We start from the raw sequence: 23,556 nt of genomic DNA, 5'->3' as shown, positions 1-23,556 counted from the left end.
GCTCCCGCGTCCCCCGGTGGCATCAGCCGCCGGGGGACGCGCCGTTCGCGGGACCGTCCTCCGCGCGCCCGTAGGCGCCGGCCCGGGCCGCCGCCCAGACGGCGGTGGCGGCGGACGCGGCGAGGTCCTGGTCGACCGGGCGACGGGCGATCAGAATCCGGTAGTAGAAGGGCGCGCCGAGCGCCGACATCACCTTCTCCGGGTCCGTGTCGGCGGGCAGCTCGCCGCGCTCGACGGCCCGTTGCACCATCCGCCCGGCCAGCGCGAGCCGTTCGTCGAAGAAGGACCGCAGCACCCCCGCCGCCTGGGGGTCGCGGGCCGCGGCGGAGACCACCGCCTCGATGAGCCGGCGCCTGCGCGCCTCCCCGTAGAAGGCGGCTATCGAGCGGGCGAGTTCCTGGAGGTCCCCGGGCAGGGTGCCGGAGTCGGGCAGCGGCACATCGGAACTCAGGTAGGTCAGCAGATCGCACACCAGGCCCTCGGTGCAGCGCCACCGGCGGTAGAGCGTCGCGACGTGAATTCCCGAGCGCTGGGCGACCTTCTCCATGGTCAGTCCGGCGAAGCCGCCGTCGCCCAACTCCTCGAACACAGCGGTCAATACGGCCTGGCGGGTACGGGCGGTGCGACCGCCGGGTCTGGTCTCGCCCGGGGCATGGTGCGCTGTCGTCACGACGGCTCCGTATTGCAGTGCGGGTTCACGCCAAGTATTGTCCGGGAAAGACTAACGCGATCAACTTCGCGTTAGTTATGGTGCGCGCTGGTCTCGCAGGGACAGGGGACGCCGCGGGGGAGGTTCTCTCACCGCGAGACCGCGCTGCCCGCCATCCTCAGGGGCAGTTTCCAGCCAGTTTTCCGACTGCTGATGTTAGCCCGGATTGACACCTCATACGCGGACATCCCGCAGCATGCCCCCGGCCCTGGCCGCCCGGTCCGGCCGCGTCCCCTAGGTGCCGCTCCGGCCCGTGGCAGGCCGCTCCCTTCCCAGCGCGAGGCCGCGCAGCCGCCGCCAGTCCATCGGGGGCTTCGCCCGCGGCACCCCGGGACGGTGCCGCGGTACCCGCACGCGCAGCGCCCGCGGCCTGATCCAGCAGCGCACCGGGACCGGCAGGGTGAGGGCCTCGCCGTCGACACCGGCCTGGATCTCGGGCTCGTCGGCATCGACGACGACCTCCCCGGCGGTGAGCGCGGTCAGGCCCCGCCCGTGCCGGCCGCGCAGGATGCCGGCCGCCTGTGCCGCGTTGTCGACCGTGAGGGCCAGGACCCCGAGGACGCCCGAAGCCAGCTCCTCCCGCCGCCCCAGCCCGGCCGGGTCGCCCATGCGGTAGGGGTTGTTGCTGACCAGGATCGCCTGGGGCGCGTCGACGACGGTGCCGGCGGCGCGCACGGTCAGGCGCGGGCCGCGCTGGTGCGTCAGCAGGTCGGGCAGCATCGCCAGGACGGTCCGCACCTTGTCGTCGCGGTAGGCGGGGCTCTGCACGACGGCCGCGTAGGTCCCGAAGGACGCGTTGTTGACGAAGGCCCGCCCGCCCACGAAGCCGAGGTCGACGCGGAGTTCGACGCCGTCGGTCAGGGCGTCGAGGCAGCTCGCGGGGTCGTCCCGGTCCAGCCCGAGGTCGAGGGCGAAGTGATTGCGGGTGCCGGCGGAGATCACCATGAACGGGATGCCGTGTTCGGCCGCCACCCCGGCCACCTTCGCCTGGGTGCCGTCCCCGCCCGCGACGCCCAGCAGGTCGGCACCCGCCTCGACGGCGCCGCGCGCGAGGGCGACCACGTCCTCGTGGCGGGCGGTGTCCAGCAGGTGCACCCGGGCGCCGAGTTCCTCCGCCCGCTCCTTGAGGCGGAAGGCGCCCACCTTTCCGCCGCCCGAGCGGGGATTCATGATCAGGAACGGGCGCCGGGGCGGAGCGGCCCGGACCTCGGGGGCGCGGTCCGGCCGGGGGTCCCGGCCGAGCGCGGCCCCTCCGGCGGAGAGTGCCAGCGCCCACAGGCCGAGCGAGACGACCACCACCCACAGCAGACCGGCCCAGACGTAGAGCGCGAGCACGGCGACCGGGGCCGCGGCGGCCAGTGTGCCCGCCAGCAGCCGCAGGAGTCCGCGCCGCGCCAGCGCCCACCACAGGCCCGCGGCGGTGATCACGAGCCCGGCCGCTCCCGCGCCCAGAAGGACGAGGCTGCTGAGCCCGGCGAACACCAGCAGGACCAGGGCGGCCGCGGCCGCGGCGGCCAGGGCCAGCCGCGCGGCCCTGCGCTGTGCCTTCCGGTCGCGTGCGGCGGCGTCCGTGCCCATGGGGACTCCTGGCGGTCATGGCGCCCGGGCGGTCCGGGCGCGCCCCGGGGAGCGCGGGCTCGGCTGCCACCGCTCCGGTTCCCCTCCGCTGTGGTGCCGGCCGGCCCCGGGCCCGCCGTCCCCCGCCCGGCCGGTCAGGACGCCATCGGCAGCGCCGCGCCCTCCCGCCACTTGAGGATCTTGTCGAAGCTGACGACCGCGCCGGGACGGCCCGTGCGGTTGCGGTAGCGGACGTGGTCGGTCAGCGCCTCGATCAGAAAGAGCCCCCGGCCGTCCTCCGCGAAGGCGGGAGCCTGAGCGGGGGTGGGCACGGGGGCCGGCGGGTGGACGCGGTCCGCGGTATGGGGCGGAGCGGCGGACGCGGGGCGGTGGCGGAAGCCGGGGCCCGAGTCGGTGACTTCGATGCGGCAGGTGTCGCCGTCGATGTAGGCCGTGACGCGGTAGTCCTCGGTGGCGGCGTCGCCGCCGTGCTCGACGGCGTTCGCGCAGGCCTCGGAGAGGGCCACCGCAAGGTCGTAACAGATGTCCGGGTCGACGCCCGCCGTCTCCATCGTGCCCAGCAGCAGACGACGGGCCAGCGGCACGCTCGCAGCCTCACGCCGCAAATGGAGTGACCACCAGATGCTCATCGCTCCAGCCTCCTGGCCGCGGCTCGACATATCGATACCTATTGCCGCGCCCCAAGGTCCGTAAGCATGTCCGGGACGTGATACCGCTCATTCGGCGGATGCGAACAACGAGCGCATCGGTGTAGGCGGAGCGCCGCCCATGCGCTGCCGCGCGCCCCTCCGGCCTCCCTGGACACCGGGCGGGGCGCCCTCCCGGCGCGCCCTGCCGTAGGTCGCCCGCCGGGCCAGTGGGATGATGGCGCGGCCATGACTCCACCGCCCGCCTCCACAGCGCGCGCAGCCGCCGATCTCCGGCTGTTGAGGGCCGCGGTCTTCACCGCGGTCTGTGTCGCGTTGTCCACGGGCGCCCACATCGCCGCCTCGTGCGCCACCGTCCCGTTGTGGACGCTGGGGGTCGCGGCGGCCGCGGTGTTCGCGGTCGCGGCGCCGCTGGCCGGGCGGGAGCGCTCGCTGCCGGGCATCGCGGCGGGTCTCGCCGTCGGGCAGCTCGCCCTGCACGCGCTGTTCGCCTGGAGCCAGCTTCCGATGACCGCCATGACGCGCGGCGGAGGAAGCGGGTCCGGTGACGGCGGGCTCTCGGACCGGGCGGCGGTCGCCCTCGCCCGGCATGTGAGCTGCGGGCTCGGCGCCGGGCGGGTGGACGGCGCCGAGGCGCGGCGGATCCTGGGCTCGGGCGGCTTCGACGCGGCCTCCGCCGCCAAGATCGCCGGTCCGGCAGGGCCCGGGACGGCCGGTGGCGCGACCGCCGCCGACCCCGCGATGACGCACGGTCTGCTGCCGTCGCTGCCCATGCTGCTGGGACACCTGCTGGCCGCGCTCGCGGTGGGCTGGCTGCTGCGGCGGGGCGAGGCCGCCCTGTGGCGGCTGGTCCGGCTGTCGGCCCCGGCGTACGAGCTCGCGGTGCAGGCGCTGATCGGCGCGGTGCGCGGGGCACTCGCCCTGGTTCGTGCCCTGCTCACAGGCCTGGGAACGGCGCACGACGATGCGCTGCGCGCCCCCGTTTCGTACGGGGATGACAAACCCGGCCCGAAGAACCTCGCACTCCACCACAGTGTGACCAGGCGAGGGCCCCCCTCCCTGGCCTCCCTGGCCCTCGCGGCCTGACGACGCGAAGCACGCTCCCACGTGGGGGCTCCTCCCATGCCCTGCAGGCATAGGAGGGGGTACGGGCTCACGCGCCGTCGTCGCACGTGCGCCACCGAACCGTCACCCGCACCTTCTCCTCCCTGTGGAGTGTTTTCCGATGTCGAAGATTTCGAAGATGGCGAAGTCGCAGCAGCAGTCGGACGTGTCGTCCCGGCGCCGGCTCGCCCGGCGGCTGCCGCTCGTGGGGGCCGCCGCGGCCGGCAGTGTGCTGCTGCTGGCCGGCCCGGCCTTTGCGCACGTCAGCGTGCAGCCCGCGGGCCCGGCCGCCAAGGGCGGCTTTGCGACCGTCAACTTCAAGGTGCCCAACGAGAAGGACGACGCCTCGACGGTGAAGCTCGAGGTCACGCTGCCCACCGACCACCCGCTGGCGTCCGTGATGCCGCAGCCGGTGCCCGGCTGGAAGGTCTCGGTCACCAAGGCCAAGCTCGCCAAGCCGATCGAGATGGAGGGCGAGAAGATCACCGAGGCGCCCTCGAAGATCACCTGGACCGCCGACGGCAAGGGCGTGGAGCCCGGCCAGTTCCAGCAGTTCCCGGTCTCCGTCGGCCAGCTGCCCAAGGACGCCGACCAGGTCGTCTTCAAGGCCCTCCAGACGTACGACGACAAGGAGGTCGTGCGCTGGATCGAGCCGACGAAGGAGGGCGGCCCGGAGCCGGAGAACCCGGCGCCGGTCCTCAAGCTCGGCCCGGCCGAGGAGGACGGCCACGGCGCCGCCGGCGCGGACGACAAGAGCGGTGCCACCACCGGCATGAAGAGCACGGCCGCCGCCTCGGACGCGTCCGCCAGTGACACCACGGCGCGCGTTCTGGGCGCCATCGGCATCGTCGTCGGCATCATCGGAGTCGGCTTCGGCGTGTTCGCCGGCCGGCGCCGCAGCGCCTGATCACCGGCGGGGCCGGCGTCCGACCCACGCCGGCCCGCCCACCCCATTCCCGGACAAACGGGATACAAAGACACGGGATTTATCTGCAATGCACCGAAGGACCCTGCTCGCGTCCGCCCTCGCGGCGGCCGCGGCTCTCAGCCTGACCGCCTGCAACGACGACGACGGCAAGCCCGCCGCCGAGGTCTCCGGCGGCACCACCGCCAAGCCGATCGTCACCCTCGACAGCCCCATCGAGAAGCCGGATCTCGTCCTGACCGACACCAGCGGCAAGAAGTACGACCTGCTGGAGAAGACCAAGGGCCACCCGACGCTGATCTACTTCGGCTACACCAACTGCCCGGACGTCTGCCCGCTGACGATGGCCAACATCGCGGTCGCGGTGAAGCAGCTGCCGCCGGCCGAACGCAAGGACCTGCGGGTCGTCTTCGTCACCTCCGACCCGGAACGGGACACCCCGGCCGCGCTCAAGAAGTGGCTCGGCGGCATCGACAAGGACTTCACCGGCCTGACCGGCAAGTTCGACACCATCCAGGCCGGCGCGCGCAGCGTGAACATCGGCATCGAGAAGCCGGTCAAGAAGAAGAACGGCGATGTCGTCTCCACCCACGGCGCGCAGGTCCTGCTGAGCTCCCCCAAGGACGACAAGATCCACTGGATGGGCATGCAGGAGGCGACCTCCGACAACTACACCAAGGCACTTCCGAAGATCGTCAAGGGGCAGAACCCGTGAACCGCCGCACCACCCTCGCCGCCGCCCTCGCCCTGACCGCCTCTCTCGCGCTGGCGGGCTGCGGTGGTGCGGACGGCGCACCGCAGCTCAAGGTCGCCGACCCGTACATGCCGCAGCCCGTCGACCAGAACATGGCCGGCGCCTACTTCACCGTCAAGAACAGCGGTGGCACCGGGGACAAGCTCACCTCGGTCACCAGCGACCTGTCCAAGGACATCACGCTCCACAAGACGGTCGGCACCAAGATGGAGCAGGTCGACTCGCTGGCGATACCGGCGGGCGGCGAGCTCCGGCTCAGCCGCGGCGGCAACCACCTGATGTTCATGGGGCTGAAGAAGAAGCCGGCCGAGGGCGACAAGGTGACCCTCGAACTGCACTTCGCCACCGCCGGGCCGGTCAAGGTCACGGTCCCGGTGAAGGCCGTCACCTACGCGCCGAAGAAGTAGCAGGGGGCCGGAGAAGAACCGCACCGGTTCCAGGGACAACGGACAACGGGAGTAAGGGGAGCGATCACTATGGTCACCACCGGGCTCGGGCCGCGACGGTCCGCCGTGCTGCGCCTGCTGGTCGTCGCGGTGGCGCTGGCCGGCGCGCTGATCGGCGGGCTCGGCGGCGCCGCTCCGGCCTCGGCGCACGCCGCGCTGACCGGGAGCACCCCGGCGCAGGGCTCGGTGGTGGACCACGCCCCCGAGCAGGTGACGCTCACCTTCTCCGAGGGCGTCGCGATGGGCGACGACTCGATCCGGGTGCTGGATCCGCGGGGCAAACGGGTGGACCGCGGCAAGCTGCGCAACCTGTGCAGCGACAGCGTCGTCAAATACGGCGCGGGGCTGCCGCCGGGGCTCGGCGACGGCACGTACACCGTCTCCTGGCAGGCGGTCTCCGCCGACAGCCACCCCGTCTCCGGCGCCTTCACCTTCTCGGTCGGCGCGCCCTCCAAGACCAGCGCGGCGGTGTCCCAGCAGCAGGCCGGCGGCGGTCCGGTCGGGGCGCTCTACGGGGTCGCCCGCTACCTCGCCTACGCCGGATTCGTGCTGCTCGTCGGCGGCTCCGCCTTCGTGGTGGCCTGCCGGCCCGCCGCGTCCCTCGTACGGTCCGTGCAGCGGCTGGTGGTCCAGGGGTGGGCGCTGCTGACCGGCACCACCGTCGCCATGCTGCTGCTGCGCTCCCCGTACACCGGGTCCGGCGACCTCACCGACGTCTTCGACCTCGGCGGCCTCCAGCAGGTCCTGGTCACCAAGCCGGGCGCGGCCCTGGTCTCCCGGCTGCTGCTGCTCGCCGCGGCGGCGCTGTTCGTGGCGGTGCTCTTCGGGACGTACGCGCGGCTGCAGGAGCCGGTGGCGGACGCGGACGACGGGGAGCGGGAGGCGGCTGCCGCCGGGGAGGCGGTGGGGGACGCCGCCGAACGCGCCAGGCGGCACCGGGACCTCACCTTCGGGCTCGCGTGCGGCGGGGTGCTCGTCGGCGGCGGGCTCGCCGCGACCTGGGCGCTGGCCGAACACGCCTCGACCGGTCTGCAGTCCGCCGTCGCGATGCCGGTCGATGTGCTGCACCTGCTCGCGGTCGCCACCTGGCTCGGCGGGCTGGCGGCGCTGCTGGTGTCCCTGTACTGGGGCCCGCCCGTCGAGCGGACCGCCGTACGCCGCTTCTCGCGGATCGCGTTCGGCTCCGTGCTGGTGCTGGTGGCCACCGGCCTCTACCAGTCGTGGCGGCAGGTCGGCACCTGGCGTGCGCTGACCGACACCACGTACGGCAAGCTGCTGCTGCTCAAGGTGGGCCTGGTCGTGGTGCTCGTCGGGCTCGCCTGGGTGTCGCGGCGGTGGACCGGGCGGCTGGCGGAGGCCCGGGCGGCCGCTGACCGTTCGTCCGGGGCCCAGGAGGCGCGGGCCCCGGCGGCCCAGGAGGCCGAGGACGTCACGGACGCGCAGGCCGGCAAGGGCACGCAGGCCGAGTCGGACGCCCGGGCCGAGGAAGGCGCCGCGGCGGACGGGGACCGGGAAGCGGAGAAGGCGGCCGTCGGCGCCTCGGCCACGGCCGGCGCGGCGTCCGCTTCGCCTTCGGCTTCTGCCGCCGCCCCTTCCGCCCCCGCGCAGCACCCCGGCGCCACGCCGGAGAGGGCAGCGGACGGAACGCCGGCCCCGGCCCCGGACGGAACGCCGGACCGGGCAGCGGACAAGGCACCGGCCCCGGACGAGAGTCCCGACCCCGCCCGCGCCGCCCAACTCGCCCGTCAGCAGGCCGCGTTGCGCACCGCGCGGGCCAAGCGGGAGCGCGATGCCGATCCGGAGCGGCTGGGGCTGCGCCGGTCCGTGCTGGCCGAGGCGTCGGTCGCCGCCGTCCTACTGGTGGTGACCACGGTGCTGACCGCCACCGAACCGGCCCGTACGGAAGAGGCGGTCAAGGCCACCTCGGGCGGGCAGTCCACCGCGGCCAACCGGCCGCAGGTGCTGACCATCCCGTTCGACACCGGCGGGCAGGACGGCAAGGGCACCGCCCGCCTCGACCTCGACCCGGGGCGCAGCGGCAGCGCCAACGCGCTGCGGCTGCGGATCTCGGACGCGTCGGGCAAGGCGGTCGACGTGCCCGAGGTGAAGGTCTCCTTCACCCAGAAGGCCAAGAAGATCGGGCCGCTGCCCATCGTCCCGAAGCACGTCGGCAAGGGACACTGGCGCGCGGACGGCGTCCAGCTGCCGGTCCCCGGGCAGTGGCGGCTCTCGCTGCTCGTCCGGACCTCCGACATCGACCAGGTGACCGAGTTCAAGAACGTGAAGATCGGCTGATGAGCAAGCAGACGTCCAGCAAGAAGGCACCCGGGAAGAAGGCCCCGGGCGCCCGGTCCGCCGGTCAGGGCGGGGCGGCGGCCGTGCCCGCACCGGCGCCCGGGGCCGACGGCTCCCCCTCCCCGGAGTTCTCCCGCCGCCGGCTGCTCGGCACCGTCGGCGCGGCGGGCGCGGCCGGGCTGGTCGCCGGCGGGGCCGGCGGCGCCCTCGGCGTCTCCGCGGCACAGTCCGCCCCGAAGGACGCCGCCAAGGCCCTGACCAGCATCGGCTCGACCGAGGTCCCCTTCCGGACGGCGCGCGCCGGGCAGCAGGCGGGGATCACCACCCCGCTGCAGGCCACGGGGCATCTCGTCGCCTTCGACCTGGCGCCGGACGCGGACCGCAAGACGGCCGCCGCGCTGCTGCGCCGCTGGTCGCGGACGGCCGAGGAGCTGATGGCCGGGCGCACGCCGGACGCCGACACGGGGGTCGCGCTCGACGCGGGCCCCTCCTCGCTGACCGTCACCTTCGGCTTCGGCCACAGCTTCTTCGGTCGTACGGGCCTGACGAAGCGGCGCCCCGTACAGCTCGACCCGCTGCCCGACTTCTCGGCCGACGCGCTGGACCCCGGGCGCAGCAACGGTGACCTGTGGATACAGATCGGCGCCGACGATGCGCTGGTCGCCTTCCACGCCCTGCGCGCGCTGCAGAAGGACGCGGCCGGCACCGCGCGGCTGCGCTGGCAGATGAACGGCTTCAACCGCACGCCGGGCGCCACCGCGCGCCCGATGACCGCACGCAATCTGATGGGCCAGATCGACGGCACCAACAACCCCGAGCCGTCGGACCGGGACTTCGACGAGCGGATCTTCGTGGGCCCGGACGCCGACCAGGAGTGGATGCGCGGCGGCTCGTACGCCGTCGTCCGCCGGATCCGGATGCTGCTGGACGACTGGGAGAAGCGCTCCCGGCACGAACAGGAGCGGGTCATCGGGCGCCGCAAGGACAGCGGTGCGCCGCTGACCGGCGGTTCCGAGACCACCCCGATGCGGCTCGACGCGAGCGGCCCCGACGGGCAGCCGGTCATCCCGGCCAATGCGCACGCGCGGATCGCGGCCCCGGAGTCCAACCAGGGCGCGGCGATGCTGCGCCGTCCCTTCTCCTTCCACGACGGGTTCCGGGAGGACGGCGCCCCGGACGCCGGACTGCTCTTCGTCTGCTGGCAGGCCGACCCGCTGCGTGCCTTCACCCAGATCCAGCGGAAGCTGGACCGCGGCGACGCGCTGTCGCCGTTCCTGCGGCACGAGGCGAGCGGGCTGTACGCGGTGCCCCCGGCCGCCGATCCGGGCGACTACGTGGGCCGGCCGCTGCTGGAGGGCTGAGGGCCGCCCCGGCGTGCGGCCCCGGGAGGGGCCGGCGGGGAAGACCCGCCCCGGGCTCCGCCGGGCTGGGTATCGTGGCAGGACAGGGAGAAGATCGGCGGGGTGCCCCCGCAGTCACGCGAGGGAGTCCTCATCCATGTCGGCCAGCCGCTATACCTATCTCGGCCCCGCGGGCACGTTCACGGAGGCTGCGCTGCGCACCCTTCCCGAGGCGGCGACCCGCGAGCTGGTGCCGATGGTGTCGGTGCCGGCCGCACTGGACGCGGTGCGTGCCGGTGAGGCCGCCGCCGCGCTGGTGCCGATCGAGAACTCCGTCGAGGGCGGGGTGACCACCACCCTCGACGAACTGGCCTCCGGCGAGCCGCTGATGATCTACCGCGAGGTGCTGCTGCCGATCGCCTTCGCGCTGCTGGTGCGCCCCGGCACTCCGCTCGGAGACGTGAAGACGGTGACCGGGCACCCCGTCGCCCAGCCGCAGGTGCGCAAGTGGCTGGCGGCCCAACTCCCGGAGGCGGTATGGGAGTCGGCGGCCTCGAACGCCGACGGCGCGCGGCTGGTGCAGGAGGGCCGCTACGACGGCGCCTTCGCGGGCGAGTTCGCGGCGGCGACCTACGGGCTGGAGCCGCTGGTCACCGACATCCATGACGCGCAGAACGCGGCCACCCGCTTCGTGCTGGTGGGCCGCCCGGCCCGGCCCGCGTCGCCCACCGGCGCCGACAAGACCTCGGTCGTGCTGTGGCTGGCCGAGGACCACCCCGGCGCGCTCCTCGAACTGCTGCAGGAGTACGCGGTGCGCGGGGTGAACATGATGCGGATCGAGTCCCGGCCGACCGGCGAGGGCATCGGCCGCTACTGCTTCTCCGTGGACTGCGAGGGGCATGTCACCGACCGCCGGGTCAGCGAGGTGCTGATGGGCCTCAAGCGGATCTGCCGCGAGGTGCGGTTCCTCGGCTCCTACCCGCGCGCCGACGAGGTGCCGCCGGCCGTGCGGCGGACGATGACGGACACGGCGTTCAGCGAGGCGTCGGACTGGCTGGCGCGCTGCATGGACGGGCGGGGCTGAGCCGGACACCGGCGTTCCGCGGCCCCGTCGGCGGGCCCTGCGGAACAGCACGACCTGCGGCTTTGGAAGGGCTGTGGGTTATCCACAAAGTTATCCACAGGCCCGGTTCTCGACCTGTGGGTAAGTCGACATGAGAATCGGACAGAGTCGACATATCGCCCTACTGACCGCACACCCCTCCACAGTGCCCCACGTCGGACACCGTCAGCACAATTCGCGCGATCAATCCTTTAGGGCGAGGTAATCCCACACGAAAGAGTGCGTGAACGGGGTTTGGACAGGGATTCCATAGCCGAGCATTTCGGGAGCGGAATGATCTACTCCGACTTCCACAGATCTCACACACAGCCTGTGGATAACAATCCGGAATCCCTCGCCCCCTGTGGACAACCAGGGGTTCCCCGGGGATAACCGGAGCCCCGCGGGCCGCTCCGGGGCCCGCCCGACGCCCGCCCAACTCCCGCTTTCCACACCGTGGATCACCCGGGCCCCGGCCGCGAAAGCCCCATCACGGACACTGCGAAGATCTCGTGACGGACACCGCGAAGACCTCCGCCGCCCGCCGGGAAGTCTCCCGCCGACCGCCCCCCGAAGACTCCCTTCCCGGCCACCCCGCAGCACGGAATGGACGCGAATTCCCCCGCCTTTTCTTCTCCCGCCCCCAGAGGAATAAACGGCTCAAAACGGGCAAAACGACATGCCGGGGAATATCGCGTCGAGGGGCGGGGCGGGGCCCGGTAGCCTGGTGGGGTGATTGACCTTCGCCTGCTCCGTGAGGACCCCGACCGTGTGCGCGCGTCCCAGCGCGCCCGTGGAGAGGACGTCGCACTCGTCGACGCGCTTCTCTCCGCCGACGAGCGGCGCAGGTCGTCCAGCGTCCGCTTCGATGAGCTGCGCGCCGAGCAGAAGGCGCTCGGCAAACTCATCCCCAAGGCCGCCGGCGACGAGAAGGCCGTGCTGCTGAAGAAGGCCGGTGAGCTGGCCGCCGCCGTCAAGGCCGCCGACGCCGCGCAGGACGAGGCCAAGGACGAGACGCAGGCGCTGCTGCAGAAGCTCGGCAACCTCGTCCACCCCGACGTCCCCGTCGGCGGCGAGGAGGACTTCACCGTCCTCGAGACGCACGGCACGATCCGCGACTTCGGCGCCGAGGGCTTCGAGCCCAAGGACCACCTGGAGATCGGCGAGCTGCTCGGCGCCATCGACGTCGAGCGCGGCGCCAAGGTGTCCGGCTCCCGCTTCTACTACCTCACGGGCGTCGGCGCGCTGCTGGAGCTCGCGCTGGTCAACGCCGCCATCGCGCAGGCCACCGCGGCCGGTTTCACGCCGATGCTGACCCCCGCCCTGGTGCGCCCGCGCGCCATGGAGGGCACCGGCTTCCTCGGCCAGGCCGCGGAGAACGTCTACCACCTGGAGAAGGACGACTACTACCTGGTCGGCACCTCCGAGGTCCCGCTCGCCGCGTACCACATGGACGAGATCGTGGACGGCGCCAAGCTGCCGCTGCGCTACGCCGGTTTCTCCCCGTGCTTCCGCCGCGAGGCCGGCACCTACGGCAAGGACACCCGCGGCATCTTCCGGGTCCACCAGTTCGACAAGGTGGAGATGTTCTCCTACGTCGCGCCGGAGGACGCCCAGGCCGAGCACCAGCGGCTGCTGGACTGGGAGAAGCAGTGGCTGACCGGCCTGGAGCTGCCGTTCCAGGTCATCGACGTCGCCACCGGCGACCTCGGCGCCTCGGCCTCCCGCAAGTTCGACTGCGAGGCGTGGATCCCCACCCAGGGCAAGTACCGCGAGCTGACCTCCGCCTCGAACTGTGACGAGTTCCAGGCGCGGCGGCTGTCCGTGCGGATGCGCGAGACGGTCGAGGGCAAGCAGAAGGTCCGGCCGCTGGCGACCCTCAACGGCACGCTCTGCGCCGTCCCGCGCACGATCGTGGCGATCTTCGAGAACCACCAGCAGGCGGACGGCTCCGTGCGCGTCCCCGAGGTGCTCCGCCCCTACCTGGGCGGCCGGGAGATCCTGGAGCCCGTCGCCAAGTGAGCGCACCTGCTCCGCTGCCGTACAAGCTCATCGCGACGGATCTCGACGGGACGCTGCTGCGCCACGACGAGACCGTCTCCGAGCGCACCCGCCAGGCGCTCGCCGCGGCCACCGCGGCGGGCGCGGCACACATCGTCGTCACCGGCCGGGCCGTGCCCTGGACCCGGCACATCCTCGACCTCCTGGACTACCGGGGCCTCGCGGTGTGCGGACAGGGCGGCCAGGTCTACCACGCCGGTGAGCACCGCCTGCTGACCTCGGTGACGCTGGACCGCCAGCTGGCCGGTCTCGCGCTGGCCAAGATCGAGGCGGAGGTCGGTCCGCTGCATCTGGCGGCGAGCCGGGACGGCCTGGAGGGCGAGGTGCTGGTCGGCCCCGGCTACCGCGTCCAGGAGGGCCCGCTGCCGAACGTCCTGATGGACGACCCCGGCGAGCTGTGGGCGGCCCCGCTCAACAAGGTCTACATCCAGCATCCGACCCTGGACGACGACGCGCTGGCGCTGGCCGCGCGTCAGGTCGCCGGGGACCTGGTCGGCGTGACGGTGGCCGGCGAGGGCATCGTCGAACTGCTGCCGCTGGGCCTGACGAAGGCCACCGGGCTGTCCCTGGCCGCCCGCCGGCTGGGCGTCACCGCCAAGGACACCGTGGCCTTCGGCGACATGCCCAACGACATCCCGATGTTCGCCTGGGCCGCCCGCGGGGTGGCGATGGCCAACGCCCATGACGAACTGAAGGCCGTCGCGCACGAAGTCACCGCCTCCAACGAGGAGGACGGCGTCGCGGTGGTGCTGGAGCGCCTCTACCGCTCCTGACGGCTCCCCGGGTCCGGCTCCGGATCCGGGGGCGGCTGCGCGGCCTGTCGGCCCGGTCCCACGGGCCGCTCGTCGTGCCGCGGTTGCTCCCCGACGGCCGCCGCCGGGGTCAGCGGCCAGGCCGCAAAGCCCATGACCAGGGCGATGGCATGACCGAAGTCGGTGAAGGAAGCCCCGGTCAGCAACGGGACGGCGAAGAAGACCAGCACACCGCAGAGGTAGCCGTAGCGCCAGGGCGGCCGCAGCCGGTACGTCAGCACACCGGCGGCCGCGGCCAGCCCGTAGGAGACCCCGATGTCCACGACATGGGTCATCGAACGCGGCAGCCGGTGCCCCTCGATGGCCAGCAGGACGAGTTCCTGGCTGGCGAGGGTCGCGGCGATGTGCGCGCCGCCGACGGTCAGCAGCCAGCGCCCGCTGCCCATCCAGCGCTCCACGTTGGCATGCACCAGCTCGAACAGCGCCGCATAGAGCACGAAGGACCCGGGCCGCTCGATCCAGAAGCCGCTGATCAGCAGCGACGGCAGCGGATGCTCGTTCAGCTCGTGGATGTTGCTGCTGGTGCGGTGGACGAGGAACTGCCCCAGCCCCTCGGACGCGGACGCGATCACCAGGCTGGTGACACCGATGACCAACAGCCAGATGTGGGTCCCCGGACTGCTGCGCACCCAGTCCTTCACCCAGGCCACGGGGTTGCCGCTGTACGGCCGGCAGCCGCCGCGCGGTGGCTGCATCAGCGGCTTCACGGGCGGCGTCCGGGGGCGACGGGGGCGAGTTCGGGCGGCGTCCGGCCGGCACGGCCGAGCGCGTCCAGGCGGCGCCGGCCGAGCGCATCGAAGCCGGCGGAGCGGGAGCCATGGACGGGGTGGCCGGTGGCTCTCCCCCGTACCGGCCTGCCGGACATCCCGTCTGTTGTCACCATTCGAGGCTAACGCGTGCCGGACGGCCCCGCAGGGAGTTCGGCGGCCGGGAGAACGGGCGGCGCGGCGGCTCGTGGCCCGGCGGCTCGGGAGGCCACGGAGGCTGCGGCGGCTGCGGCGGCTGCGGCGGCTGCGGCGGCTGCGGCGGCTGCGGCGGCTGCGGCGGCTGCGGCGGCTGCGGCGGCTGCGGCGGCTGTGGCGGCTGTGGCGGCTGTGGCAGGGAGGACGCGCGAGCGGGGCGAAGCCACTGCCGGGCACGGCCGGCGTGGGTCGGTGCTGCGCTGCGCGGGTCGGCACCCGGAACCGTACGGCCGTGTGTGGTTCCGGGTTGCCGCCCTGGGCCCTGCAGCGATCTTCGCGGTGTCCGTATACCCAAGTCAATCCTCGGGTTTCCTTCCAAATCCCTTAGGAAGAGCTTGGGTTGGCGGCTACCGTACCCGGGTGACCCTCGATGATCTGCGCGTCTTCGTGGCCGTGTGCGAGGCGGGCAGTCTCAGCGCCGTCGCCCGCGACCTCGGATGCACCCAGTCGGCCGTGAGCCAGCGCGTCAGGCGCCTCGAACGGGAGGCGGGCATCGGCCTGTTGGAGCGCCGGCCGCGCGGGGTGGCGCCGACCCAGGCGGGCCGGATCCTGCACCGCGCCGCCTCGGACGGCATCGACGGGCTCGACCTGGCGCTGCGCCGGCTGGCCGATCTGCGCGCGGGGGACGGCGGGACGGTCCGGGTGACCACCGGCGCCACGACCGTCCGGCACTTCATGGCCGACGCGGTGGTCGCCTTCCGCGCCCGCCATCCGCAGGTCAACCTGGAGTTCCAGACGGAGAGTTCCAGCCGCCGCTGCTTCGAGGCCGTCGCGGACGGCAGCTCCGAGCTGGCCTGGATCACCCTCGGTCCGCCGGTGCGCGGCATCGAGCAGCATCCGGTGGTCCGGCTGCCCTGGGTGCTCGCCGTACGTGCCGACGACCCGCTCGCCGGCCGGGAGCGGATCGAGCCCGAGGAACTGGCCGGCATCCGGCACATCCGGCTGCCGGAGAACTCCACCTCCCGTATGCGCCTCGACGGTCACCTCGGCCACCGGGAAGCCGGTCCCGTGCCGCCGCCGAGCACCACCAGCGTCGCCGACTGGGACACCGCCCTGCTGCTCGCCGAACTCGGCGTCGGCCCTGCGGTCGTCCCCCAACTGCCGGGCCTGCACGCCTCCGCCCATCCGGCGCTGCGGCTGGTCCCGATCGCCGCGCTGCCCCCACTGGCCACCGGCTGGGCGGTACGCCAGTGGGAGGCGCTGAGCCCGGCGGCGGTGGCGTTCGCCGAGACGGTCACGGCGTGCCTGGGCGGCGACGGCAGGGAGCGCCTCAGGCCCTGACCACCGGCTCCTGGATCTCGGTGACCCAGTCCTCCTGGTCCGGCGGGCACTCCAGATACAGCTCGCGGGCGTATCCGGCGGAGCGGTAGCCGTTGGCGTCGATCCAGTGCGCGAGGTTCTGGGCGGTCGGCAGGATCCGGCTCATCGGGCCGCGGTGCACCACCGTGGCGGCGCAGTCGAGGGCGGGGAGGGTGACGACGTCGAAGCCGAGACCGGTGGGTGTGGGGGTGGTGGAGGACGTAGGGGTGCCGGAGGCTGATGGGGCGTCGAGGGTGACGCCGGCCCTGGCCAGCGCTTCCTGGGTGATGACCATCCCTGCGTGGACGAGGACGGCTTCGGTGGTGGGGGGAGTGCCGTGGTCGCAGGGGGCGTTGCGGGCGTCGGTGGGGTTGGTGGGGTTGTTCTCTGGTGGGGTGGGGGCGGTCGCCGGGCTCGTTGGTGCTGGGTCCGGTGTCGGTGGTGTCGGTGGTGTCGGTGGTGTCGCAGACGTCTCCGGTGTCTCCGGTGGCGTCGGGGCCGGCTCGTAGTACGCCAGTCCCGGTCCCGCGGGGGTCACCCCGGCCGACTCCAGCAGTCGGCAGAGTTCGCCGTAGAGCGGCTGGATGACCGGCCCGATCTCCTCGGGTGCGTAACCGGCGGCCCGCCCGCTCAGCTCCGCGAGCAGTACCGTCTCGGTGCGTTTGACCACCACATCGTCGGCAGACATGCGTCCCTCGCTCTCGATCGTCCGGAGCCTCGCCTCGACCTGGGCCAGCCGTGCGCCCGCCGCCGTCAGCGCGGCTTCCAGCTCCGCCCGGCGCAGCCGGAGCATGCCGCGCAGCTCCGGCACGCTCACCTCCTCGGCCAGCATCGCCCGCACCTGCTGAAGGCTGAATCCGAGGTCCTTGAGCGCGATGATGCGGTTGAGCCGGGCGAGCTGGGCCGCCTCGTAGAAGCGGTAGCCGCTGACGGGGTCGGTACGGGCCGGACGCAGCAGTCCGATCGCGTCGTAGTGGCGCAGCATGCGGGCCGACACACGGCCGTACTGGGCGAAATCTCCGATGCTGAACATGACGCCTTCCAGTGGAGTGCTTTCCACAGTGTCAAGGTCAAGGGCGGCATGCCATGGACCGCGCCCGGCGTCACCACCGCCGCACAGTCGGCCACCGGGCAGCAGCATCGCGTCAAGTAGCGCCCACAACCCGTCAATGACGCGTCAGGGGCCGTCCGGGTCCCCCGTTCCCCGGGAATAGCGTCAGGGCCGAGCCCCGGCATACGCGATTCCCACTGGTCCGGGGCCGTGGTCCCGTGCGAGGAGCAACGCCGTGTCCCACCTTCTGTACGCGGAAGACCCCGAACCTGCCGATCGTGTCCCGGCCGGACTTCTCTTCGTCCCTGTCCGGTCGGGCCCCGCGGGCTGCACGGCCCGCCTGTTCCGCACTCCGCTCGGCGGCCGTACCGCCGTCGGCTTCACCTCGCTCCAGCGGCTCGCCGCCGCCCTCGGCAGCGACCAGCCCTGGATCAGGCTCTCCGAGCCCGCGCTGCGTGCGCTGGCCGAACCCGTCGGAGCGAGGGTCCTGACCGTCGATCCGCGGTTCGCCCCGGGCACCCCCGGTGTCCCACACCTACGGGCCGTCGCCGGTCAGCACCTACGGGCCGGTTGAGGGAGGAGCCACCGTCATGAGCCATCGCGCCCTGCCCCGGACCGCCCCCAGACCGGGCGCCCCGTCGCCGACCGCCCTCGTGGCGACGGCTGCCGTGGCGACCACGTCCCCGGCCGCCGCGTCCGTCACCGCGTCGCCGACCGCCGGCACGCCGCCGTCCGTCACCGCGTCGCCGTCCGGCGCCCCGTCACCGCCCGCCGCCGATCCGCCGTCCCCCACCGATCCGCTGTCCGTCTGGCCCGGGTCCACCGCGGCGGTCGACGACGACCTCGCCGTGGCGGGCGTCCCGCTCACCGAGGTCGCCGACCGCTTCGGCACCCCGGCCTACGTCCTGGACGAGGCCGAGGTGCGCGACCGCTGCCGCGCCTATCTCCGGGCGTTCCCCGGCACCGACGTCTGCTACGCGGCCAAGGCGTTCCTGTGCCGCGCCATGGTGCACTGGGTGCGGGAGGAGGGGCTCGGCCTGGACGTCTGCTCCGCGGGCGAGCTGGAGTTGGCCGTCACCAGCGGGTTCCCGCCCGAACGGATCGTGCTGCACGGCAACGCCAAGAGCCCGGCCGACCTGCAGGCCGCGCTGCGGCTCGGCGTCGGCCGGATCGTCATCGACAGCACCTCGGAGATCGCCCGGCTGGCCGCGGCGGTCCCCGCGGGCAGCCGGCAGAGGGTGCTCGTCCGGGTCGTGCCGGGCATCGCCGCCGGCGGCCACGCCAAGATCCGTACGGGGACCGACGACCAGAAGTTCGGACTGTCCCTCGCCGACGGCTCCGCGCAGCACGCCATCACGCGGGTGCTCGGCCAGCCGTGCCTCGAACTCGTCGGCCTGCATTGCCACTTGGGCTCGCAGATCACCACCGTCAAGCCCTATCTGTCGGCCGTACGACGGCTGATAGGGCTGCTGGCCCGGATTCACGAGCAGCACGGGCTCACCCTGCCCGAGCTGGACCTCGGGGGCGGCCACGGCATCGCCTACCGCCCCGGCGAGCCCACGCTCGACCTGGCCTCGCTCGGCCACCGGATCCGCGCCGAACTGGCCCGCGGCTGCGCGGCGGCCGGACTGCCCGTGCCCCGGCTCGCCGTCGAACCCGGCCGCGCCATCGTGGGCCCGGCCGGTGTCGTCCTCTACCGGGTGCTGTCGGTCAAACGGACCGGTGCGCACACCTTCGTGGCGGTGGACGGCGGGATGAGCGACAACCCGCGGCCGGCGCTGTACGGGGTGCGCTATGCGCCGCGCCTGATCGGCCGCCGCCCGACCGCCGCACCGGAGCCGGTCACCGTGGTCGGACGGCACTGCGAGGCCGGCGATGTGCTCGCCGCGGACGTCCCGCTGCCCGGTGACGTGCGTCCCGGCGATCTGCTGGCCGTCCCCGTGGCCGGCGCGTACCACCTCTCCATGGCCTCCGGCTACAACCTCGTCGGCCGGCCGCCGGTCGTCGCCGTTGCCGGAGGGCGGGCCCGCCTCCTCGTACGGCGCGAATCCCTCGCGGACATCCAGGAGCGGGACATCGGGCTGTGAGACGGGCGGGCCCGCGGGGGCGACGGAACCCGCGGGCCCGCCCCGCCACGTCCCCGCCCCCGCCACGTCCCCGCGGCCCTCGTCCCTTCACTTCCGTGTACGATGAAGGCATCAGTTGTAGGATGACCGGGCAAGAGGGAGGCGCGTCGGAGATGGCACTGCGGGCGGCGGGACGGCGCTCCCTCGTGGACACCGTGGTCGAGGCCCTGCGGGCCCAGCTGACGGCCGGCGAGTGGCCGGTGGGGTCCCGTATCCCCACCGAGCATGCGCTCGCCGAACAGCTCCAGGTCGGCCGCAACACCGTCCGTGAGGCGGTGCGGGTGCTCGTACACGCCGGGATGCTGCGCTCACGGCAGGGCGAGGGCACCTTCGTCGTCTCCACCACGGACCCGGGCGACATCATGCGCGGCGTCCAACGGGCCGGTATCCGCGACGTACTGGAGCTGCGCATCGCCCTGGAGGCGGAGGCCGCCCGGCTGGCCGCGCTGCGCCGCCAGCCCGCCGACCTGGAGCGGATGCGGGCGGCCCTGGAGGCCCAGGCCGAGCTGGCGGACGCGGAGGGGCAGCCCGCCTCCGGCAGCCTGGAGCTCTACGCCGATCATGACGTCGCCTTCCACCGGGCCGTCGTCGAGGCCGCGCACAACACCGCGCTGACGGCGACCTACGGCTGGTTCAGCAGCTCCGTACGGGAAGCGCTGGTCGGCTATCTCGGCGACCGGGCGATGCCGAAGGTCGTGCACGGCGATCATGTCGCGGTCATGGAGGCCATCGCGGCGGGCGACCCGGAGGCGGCCGCGCGGAGCATCCGCGTCGTACTGGAGAAGCCGAAACAGGCCGTGGAGGCCCTGCTGGCCGGTCGCTGAGGCCCGGGGCCGCCGCCGCTTCCCGCACGGTTCCTTCCCCCACACCGTCTTCCGGCCTGCCGTCCCCCTTCCCCTCCCGCGCTGCCCTCATCGCTCGTTCCGTCTCCTCCTCTCTTCTGTTTCTTTCCCGTTCCGTTTCTTCTCTTGGCGAGGTACGCACGTATGGCAGGGCCCAGGTCCGAAGCATCCTTGATCGACTCCGCGGCACCCCTGATCGACGCGGAAGAGGACCTGGTCGCGGCACCGCCGGTGGCCGCGGCCCGCGGACGGCTGCGGGCCCACCCGGCCCTCCTCATGGCCGGCATCGTCCTTGCCGCGCTCAATATGCGCACGGCGCTGGCCGGGGTCTCGCCGCTGCTCGGCGAGATCGGCGGGCACTTCCGGCTGACCGCGACGGCCAGCAGTCTGGTGACGACCATCCCGCTGATCTTCATGGGTCTCGGCTCGATCGCCGCGCCCAAGCTGGCCCGCCGCTGGGGCACGGAGGCGGCGCTGTGCGGGGCGCTGGTGGCGCTGTGCGGCGGCATCGTGCTGCGGGTCGCCCCGCCGGTGGTCGCGCTGTTCGCCGGATGTGCGGTGGTCGGCACCTCCATCGCCCTGCTGAACGTGCTGATGCCGGGCCTGATCAAGCGGGACTTCCCGGAGCGGGCCGCGGGGATGACCGCGCTCTACTCGACCGCGATGATCCTGGGCGCGACCGTCTCGGCCGCCTCCGCGGTCCCGCTGGAGAGTGCGCTCGGCAGCTGGCAGGGGGCGCTGGTCTCCTGGGCGCTGCTGGCCGCCGTCGCCGCGGTCGTCTGGATTCCGCAGACGCTCATCGCCCGGCGCGGCACCCGTCATGGCGCGGCCGCGGCAACTCCCCTGCACCGCGACGAGGACGGGCCGAAGTTGAGCCGTTCCCCGCTGGCCTGGCAGGTCACGCTCTTCATGGGCTCGCAGTCGCTGATCGCGTACGTGACCATCGCCTGGATGCCGACGATCTTCACCGACCACGGCATGGGCAAGGGCGAGGCGGGTCTGGTCTTCGCCTTCAGCACGCTGGTGCAGATGGTCGGTTCGTTCATCGTGCCGATGCTGGCCGGGCGGATGCGGCGTCAGCGGCTGCTGGCCGTGGCGGTGTCCGGGCTGATGGCCTGCGGCGTCGTCGGTCTGCTGCTGGCTCCGGTGGCGGGTGCCTGGCTGTGGGCGACGCTCCTCGGCGTCGGGCAGGGCGGTGCGCTGGGGCTCGCCCTGACCATGATGGTGCTGCGCTCCGGCGATGCGCACACCGCCGCCCGCCTCTCCGGCATGGCCCAGACCGGCGGGTACCTCCTGGCCGCCGCCGGGCCCCTCGTCCTGGGCGCCGTCCACCAGGCCACCCACGGCTGGACCGTCCCCCTCGCGCTGCTGATCGCCGTCTGCGTCGGACTGTCCCTGGTCGGCATGGGCGCGGGACGGGACCAGCGGATCGGTGCGGCGACCGGCCGGTAGGGGAGCCGGACGGGAAGCGTGCGGGGCCGGGCCGGAGCGGTCGGGACGGGCCGATGTGGCCGGGGCGGGGCCGGTGTCGTCGGGCCGGGGGGCGTGACATCCCAGTCGTCGGGCCGGGGCCGGGATCCGCAGCCGGCCCGGCGGGCGCAGGGCTCGCCCCGGCTCCTCGGCCCCGTTGACGCACGCACGTACGGGCTGGGAGTGGGCGCACAGGAAGGCCGGCACCGGCCGCACGTACGAGCCGGGTCCACCGCAACGTGTGGCCGGTGGATGGCGAGCTGGTGAATGATCTCCGCCGTCGGCAACGATCAGGAAAGCAGCGGCCTCGCGCCCCCGTGGTCTCGCCTACCGTGCCCCCATGAGCGATGTTGAGCGCACCGTTCGCCGGCCAGGACCGCGGCTCTCCCGCACCGGCCGGCTCGTTCTTGTGGCGGTGCTGTGTGTGCTGGTGGTCCTTGCGGCGCTGCTGCTGCCGCGGTTGCTGCGCGGGGTGCGGCCCGGACAGACGCTGACCGTCCCGGAGGGGCAGCGGGCCTCCCAGGTCTACGCGGCCGCCGACAAGGCCCTACGCCGCCCCGCGGGCACCACCGCGAAGGCCGCCAGGAGCGCGCATCTGGCGCTGCCGGCCGGGGCGAAGGGCAATCCCGAGGGCTACCTCTTCCCGGCGACCTACCCCATCGACGCGGACACCACCCCGTCGTCGCTGCTCTCCTACATGGTCAAGACGGCCAAGCAGCGGCTCGCCGCCGACGGCATCGGCTCCTACCGCACGGTCGTCATCGCCAGCATCGTGCAGGCCGAGGCGGACCGGCCGGCCGACATGGGCAAGGTCGCCCGGGTCATCGACAACCGGCTGGCGCACCATATGCCGCTGCAGATGGATTCGACGATCAACTACGCGCTGGGCCGCAGCACCCTTCACACCACGCACGCCGACACCAGGACCAAGAACCCGTACAACACCTACCGGTACCCGGGGCTGCCGCCGACGCCGATCGACAACCCCGGGGCCGACGCGCTGAAGGCGGCCGGCGCGCCGCCCGCGGGCGACTGGCTCTACTTCGTCACCGTCAAACCGGGCGACACCCGCTTCACCGCCGACTACCAGGAACATCTGCGCAACGTCCGGGAGTTCAACAGCCGGCAGCAGGGCGCGGGGAGCGGTGGAAGCGGCAGTGGCGGAAGCAGCGGTGGCGGGGCTTAGGGGGAACCCCCTCGCGCCCGCTCCCCCACCGGGCGCGCCGCGGTCCGTCCGGCCGCGCCGCGCCCCGGGCGTCGTTACTCCTCGCCGGCCAGCGTGAGCGCCTTCAGGCGGCGGGCGGCGTACCAAGTGGCGGCGGCCGTGAGGACCACCAACAGGCCGATCGCGAGCGGCAGCTGGACATCGGAGGTGATCGCGCCCTCCGCGGCGGCCTTCTGGCCGACCGCCAGCGCCCACTGCTGGACGCTGAGCGTCTTCGCGCCCGGGACGAGGGTGCCCACCAGCGCCTCCCAGACCAGGGCGTAGACCAGGCCGAACACGACGGCGTGACGGGTGATCGTGCCGAACAGGAGGAAGAGGGCGCTGTAGGCCACCGAGGCGACGGCCGCCGCCACCGCGTATCCCACCGCCATCTGCTGGCTGTTGCCGTTGAGGAGGAAGCCGGCGAGCAGCACGGGAAGGGCGGAGAAGGCGACCGTGACGCCTATCGCGACCCCGAGTTTGGTGAAGATGATCGTCGACCGGGACACCGGCTTGGAGAGGAGATAGACCACCGAGCCGTCGTCGATCTCGGGGCCGATCGCGCCCGTACCGGCGATGACACCGATCAGCGGGACCATCGTGCCCAGCGCGAAGGTGCCCAGGATGCCGCCGGCGGTGGAGTCGTCGGCGCCGGCCAGCACGCGGACGGCCACCGCGAGCACCACCAGCAGGGCGGGCAGCACGAAGAGGATCAGGGCCCGGCGCCGGCCGAGCAGGGCGCGGTAGGTGAGCCGGGCGACGGTGGGGTGGAACAGCGAGGCCTTCGGCGCGCCGGAGGGCGCGGCCGGGGCGGTCGGGGAGGTCGTGG

Annotated in this window: 22 protein-coding genes; 15 read left to right on the top strand and 7 right to left on the bottom strand. The window is 73.3% G+C overall.

Annotated elements, in window-relative coordinates:
* Nucleotides 1–22 precede the first annotated feature (22 nt).
* From AB0411_RS09430 to AB0411_RS09420, 3 genes are all read right to left on the bottom strand, one after another.
* Nucleotides 23–670, bottom strand: coding sequence for a TetR/AcrR family transcriptional regulator (locus AB0411_RS09430; RefSeq protein ID WP_366416668.1), 648 nt, complete (start codon nt 668–670; stop codon nt 23–25).
* Nucleotides 671–943: 273 nt separating this feature from the next.
* Nucleotides 944–2,287, bottom strand: coding sequence for a diacylglycerol/lipid kinase family protein (locus AB0411_RS09425; RefSeq protein ID WP_366416667.1), 1,344 nt, complete (start codon nt 2,285–2,287; stop codon nt 944–946).
* Nucleotides 2,288–2,421: 134 nt separating this feature from the next.
* Complete coding sequence (locus tag AB0411_RS09420) at nt 2,422–2,916, bottom strand: ATP-binding protein (protein ID WP_366416666.1); 495 nt, start codon at nt 2,914–2,916, stop codon at nt 2,422–2,424.
* A gap of 246 nt (nt 2,917–3,162) precedes the next feature.
* On the opposite strand from AB0411_RS09420, the gene AB0411_RS09415 reads away from it, so the two are divergent.
* The 9 genes from AB0411_RS09415 (at nt 3,163) to AB0411_RS09375 (ending at nt 13,734) form a co-directional block, all read left to right on the top strand.
* A complete protein-coding gene (locus AB0411_RS09415; RefSeq protein ID WP_366416665.1) occupies nt 3,163–4,020 on the top strand; it encodes a hypothetical protein in 858 nt (285 codons plus the stop codon).
* Nucleotides 4,021–4,177: 157 nt separating this feature from the next.
* Nucleotides 4,178–4,945 carry a YcnI family copper-binding membrane protein gene (locus AB0411_RS09410; RefSeq protein WP_403146150.1) on the top strand — a complete coding sequence of 256 codons (768 nt, stop codon included), beginning with the start codon at nt 4,178–4,180 and terminating at the stop codon, nt 4,943–4,945.
* 88 nt (nt 4,946–5,033) lie between these two features.
* A complete protein-coding gene (locus AB0411_RS09405) occupies nt 5,034–5,678 on the top strand; it encodes an SCO family protein (protein ID WP_366416663.1) in 645 nt (214 codons plus the stop codon).
* Entirely contained in the window at nt 5,675–6,124 is a 450-nt protein-coding gene (locus AB0411_RS09400; RefSeq protein WP_366416662.1) for a copper chaperone PCu(A)C, read from the top strand. The genes AB0411_RS09405 and AB0411_RS09400 overlap by 4 nt, the downstream gene beginning before the upstream one ends.
* A 69-nt stretch (nt 6,125–6,193) precedes the next feature.
* Complete coding sequence (locus tag AB0411_RS09395; RefSeq protein ID WP_366416661.1) at nt 6,194–8,458, top strand: copper resistance CopC/CopD family protein; 2,265 nt, start codon at nt 6,194–6,196, stop codon at nt 8,456–8,458.
* Nucleotides 8,458–9,819: an iron uptake transporter deferrochelatase/peroxidase subunit gene (gene efeB / locus AB0411_RS09390; protein WP_366416660.1), complete on the top strand. Its 1,362-nt coding sequence runs from the start codon at nt 8,458–8,460 to the stop codon at nt 9,817–9,819. The genes AB0411_RS09395 and efeB overlap by 1 nt, the downstream gene beginning before the upstream one ends.
* Before the next feature lie 136 nt (nt 9,820–9,955).
* Nucleotides 9,956–10,882 (top strand): prephenate dehydratase, encoded by a 927-nt coding sequence (gene pheA, locus AB0411_RS09385; RefSeq protein ID WP_366416659.1) that lies wholly within the window; start codon nt 9,956–9,958, stop codon nt 10,880–10,882.
* A gap of 750 nt (nt 10,883–11,632) precedes the next feature.
* On the top strand, nt 11,633–12,922 hold the full coding sequence (gene serS, locus AB0411_RS09380) for a serine--tRNA ligase (RefSeq protein ID WP_366416658.1): 1,290 nt from the start codon (nt 11,633–11,635) through the stop codon (nt 12,920–12,922).
* Nucleotides 12,919–13,734: an HAD family hydrolase gene (locus AB0411_RS09375; RefSeq protein ID WP_366416657.1), complete on the top strand. Its 816-nt coding sequence runs from the start codon at nt 12,919–12,921 to the stop codon at nt 13,732–13,734. Before serS ends, AB0411_RS09375 begins: the two co-directional genes overlap by 4 nt.
* Here the strand turns inward: AB0411_RS09375 and AB0411_RS09370 are convergent.
* On the bottom strand, nt 13,722–14,468 hold the full coding sequence (locus AB0411_RS09370) for a rhomboid-like protein (RefSeq protein ID WP_366416656.1): 747 nt from the start codon (nt 14,466–14,468) through the stop codon (nt 13,722–13,724). The two genes, AB0411_RS09375 and AB0411_RS09370, sit on opposite strands and share 13 nt — an antisense overlap.
* An 8-nt stretch (nt 14,469–14,476) precedes the next feature.
* Nucleotides 14,477–14,653, bottom strand: coding sequence for a hypothetical protein (locus tag AB0411_RS09365; RefSeq protein WP_366416655.1), 177 nt, complete (start codon nt 14,651–14,653; stop codon nt 14,477–14,479).
* Nucleotides 14,654–15,095: 442 nt separating this feature from the next.
* Between AB0411_RS09365 and AB0411_RS09360 the strand changes: the two genes are divergently transcribed.
* On the top strand, nt 15,096–16,016 hold the full coding sequence (locus tag AB0411_RS09360; protein ID WP_366416654.1) for a LysR family transcriptional regulator: 921 nt from the start codon (nt 15,096–15,098) through the stop codon (nt 16,014–16,016).
* Here AB0411_RS09360 and AB0411_RS09355 read toward each other — a convergent pair.
* Nucleotides 16,006–17,067: a MerR family transcriptional regulator gene (locus AB0411_RS09355; RefSeq protein ID WP_366416653.1), complete on the bottom strand. Its 1,062-nt coding sequence runs from the start codon at nt 17,065–17,067 to the stop codon at nt 16,006–16,008. The two genes, AB0411_RS09360 and AB0411_RS09355, sit on opposite strands and share 11 nt — an antisense overlap.
* Nucleotides 17,068–17,320: 253 nt before the next feature.
* Here AB0411_RS09355 and AB0411_RS09350 point away from each other — a divergent pair, with 253 nt between their 5' ends.
* From AB0411_RS09350 to mltG, 5 genes are all read left to right on the top strand, one after another.
* Nucleotides 17,321–17,659: an SAV_915 family protein gene (locus AB0411_RS09350; RefSeq protein ID WP_366416652.1), complete on the top strand. Its 339-nt coding sequence runs from the start codon at nt 17,321–17,323 to the stop codon at nt 17,657–17,659.
* A 16-nt stretch (nt 17,660–17,675) separates the two neighbouring features.
* On the top strand, nt 17,676–19,172 hold the full coding sequence (lysA, locus tag AB0411_RS09345) for a diaminopimelate decarboxylase (RefSeq protein WP_366416651.1): 1,497 nt from the start codon (nt 17,676–17,678) through the stop codon (nt 19,170–19,172).
* Between the two features lie 152 nt (nt 19,173–19,324).
* Nucleotides 19,325–20,035: a FadR/GntR family transcriptional regulator gene (locus tag AB0411_RS09340; RefSeq protein ID WP_366416650.1), complete on the top strand. Its 711-nt coding sequence runs from the start codon at nt 19,325–19,327 to the stop codon at nt 20,033–20,035.
* 162 nt (nt 20,036–20,197) lie between these two features.
* A complete protein-coding gene (locus AB0411_RS09335; RefSeq protein WP_366416649.1) occupies nt 20,198–21,505 on the top strand; it encodes a CynX/NimT family MFS transporter in 1,308 nt (435 codons plus the stop codon).
* A gap of 358 nt (nt 21,506–21,863) precedes the next feature.
* Complete coding sequence (gene mltG, locus AB0411_RS09330) at nt 21,864–22,709, top strand: endolytic transglycosylase MltG (RefSeq protein ID WP_366416648.1); 846 nt, start codon at nt 21,864–21,866, stop codon at nt 22,707–22,709.
* A gap of 74 nt (nt 22,710–22,783) precedes the next feature.
* On the opposite strand, the gene AB0411_RS09325 is transcribed toward mltG, so the two are convergent.
* Nucleotides 22,784–23,503 (bottom strand): ABC transporter permease, encoded by a 720-nt coding sequence (locus AB0411_RS09325; protein ID WP_366416930.1) that lies wholly within the window; start codon nt 23,501–23,503, stop codon nt 22,784–22,786.
* Between the last annotated feature and the right edge of the window lie 53 nt (nt 23,504–23,556).

Origin of the sequence: Streptomyces angustmyceticus, from assembly GCF_040701845.1 — a bacterium.
Lineage (GTDB): Bacteria > Actinomycetota > Actinomycetes > Streptomycetales > Streptomycetaceae > Streptomyces > Streptomyces angustmyceticus_A.
Note: the sequence above shows the minus strand (reverse complement) of the source record. Positions and strands in the feature narration are given on the sequence as shown.

Excerpts from the sequence above, each read along its gene's own strand:
- AB0411_RS09425 (WP_366416667.1), bottom strand. The coding sequence starts at position 2,287 with ATGGGCACGGACGCCGCCGCACGCGACCGGAAGGCACAGCGCAGGGCC.
- AB0411_RS09420 (WP_366416666.1), bottom strand. The coding sequence starts at position 2,916 with ATGAGCATCTGGTGGTCACTCCATTTGCGGCGTGAGGCTGCGAGCGTG.
- AB0411_RS09415 (WP_366416665.1), top strand. The coding sequence starts at position 3,163 with ATGACTCCACCGCCCGCCTCCACAGCGCGCGCAGCCGCCGATCTCCGG.
- AB0411_RS09410 (WP_403146150.1), top strand. The coding sequence starts at position 4,178 with ATGGCGAAGTCGCAGCAGCAGTCGGACGTGTCGTCCCGGCGCCGGCTC.
- AB0411_RS09405 (WP_366416663.1), top strand. The coding sequence starts at position 5,034 with ATGCACCGAAGGACCCTGCTCGCGTCCGCCCTCGCGGCGGCCGCGGCT.
- AB0411_RS09395 (WP_366416661.1), top strand. The coding sequence starts at position 6,194 with ATGGTCACCACCGGGCTCGGGCCGCGACGGTCCGCCGTGCTGCGCCTG.
- efeB (WP_366416660.1), top strand. The coding sequence starts at position 8,458 with ATGAGCAAGCAGACGTCCAGCAAGAAGGCACCCGGGAAGAAGGCCCCG.
- pheA (WP_366416659.1), top strand. The coding sequence starts at position 9,956 with ATGTCGGCCAGCCGCTATACCTATCTCGGCCCCGCGGGCACGTTCACG.
- AB0411_RS09370 (WP_366416656.1), bottom strand. The coding sequence starts at position 14,468 with ATGCAGCCACCGCGCGGCGGCTGCCGGCCGTACAGCGGCAACCCCGTG.
- AB0411_RS09355 (WP_366416653.1), bottom strand. The coding sequence starts at position 17,067 with ATGTTCAGCATCGGAGATTTCGCCCAGTACGGCCGTGTGTCGGCCCGC.
- lysA (WP_366416651.1), top strand. The coding sequence starts at position 17,676 with ATGAGCCATCGCGCCCTGCCCCGGACCGCCCCCAGACCGGGCGCCCCG.
- AB0411_RS09340 (WP_366416650.1), top strand. The coding sequence starts at position 19,325 with ATGGCACTGCGGGCGGCGGGACGGCGCTCCCTCGTGGACACCGTGGTC.
- AB0411_RS09335 (WP_366416649.1), top strand. The coding sequence starts at position 20,198 with ATGGCAGGGCCCAGGTCCGAAGCATCCTTGATCGACTCCGCGGCACCC.
- mltG (WP_366416648.1), top strand. The coding sequence starts at position 21,864 with ATGAGCGATGTTGAGCGCACCGTTCGCCGGCCAGGACCGCGGCTCTCC.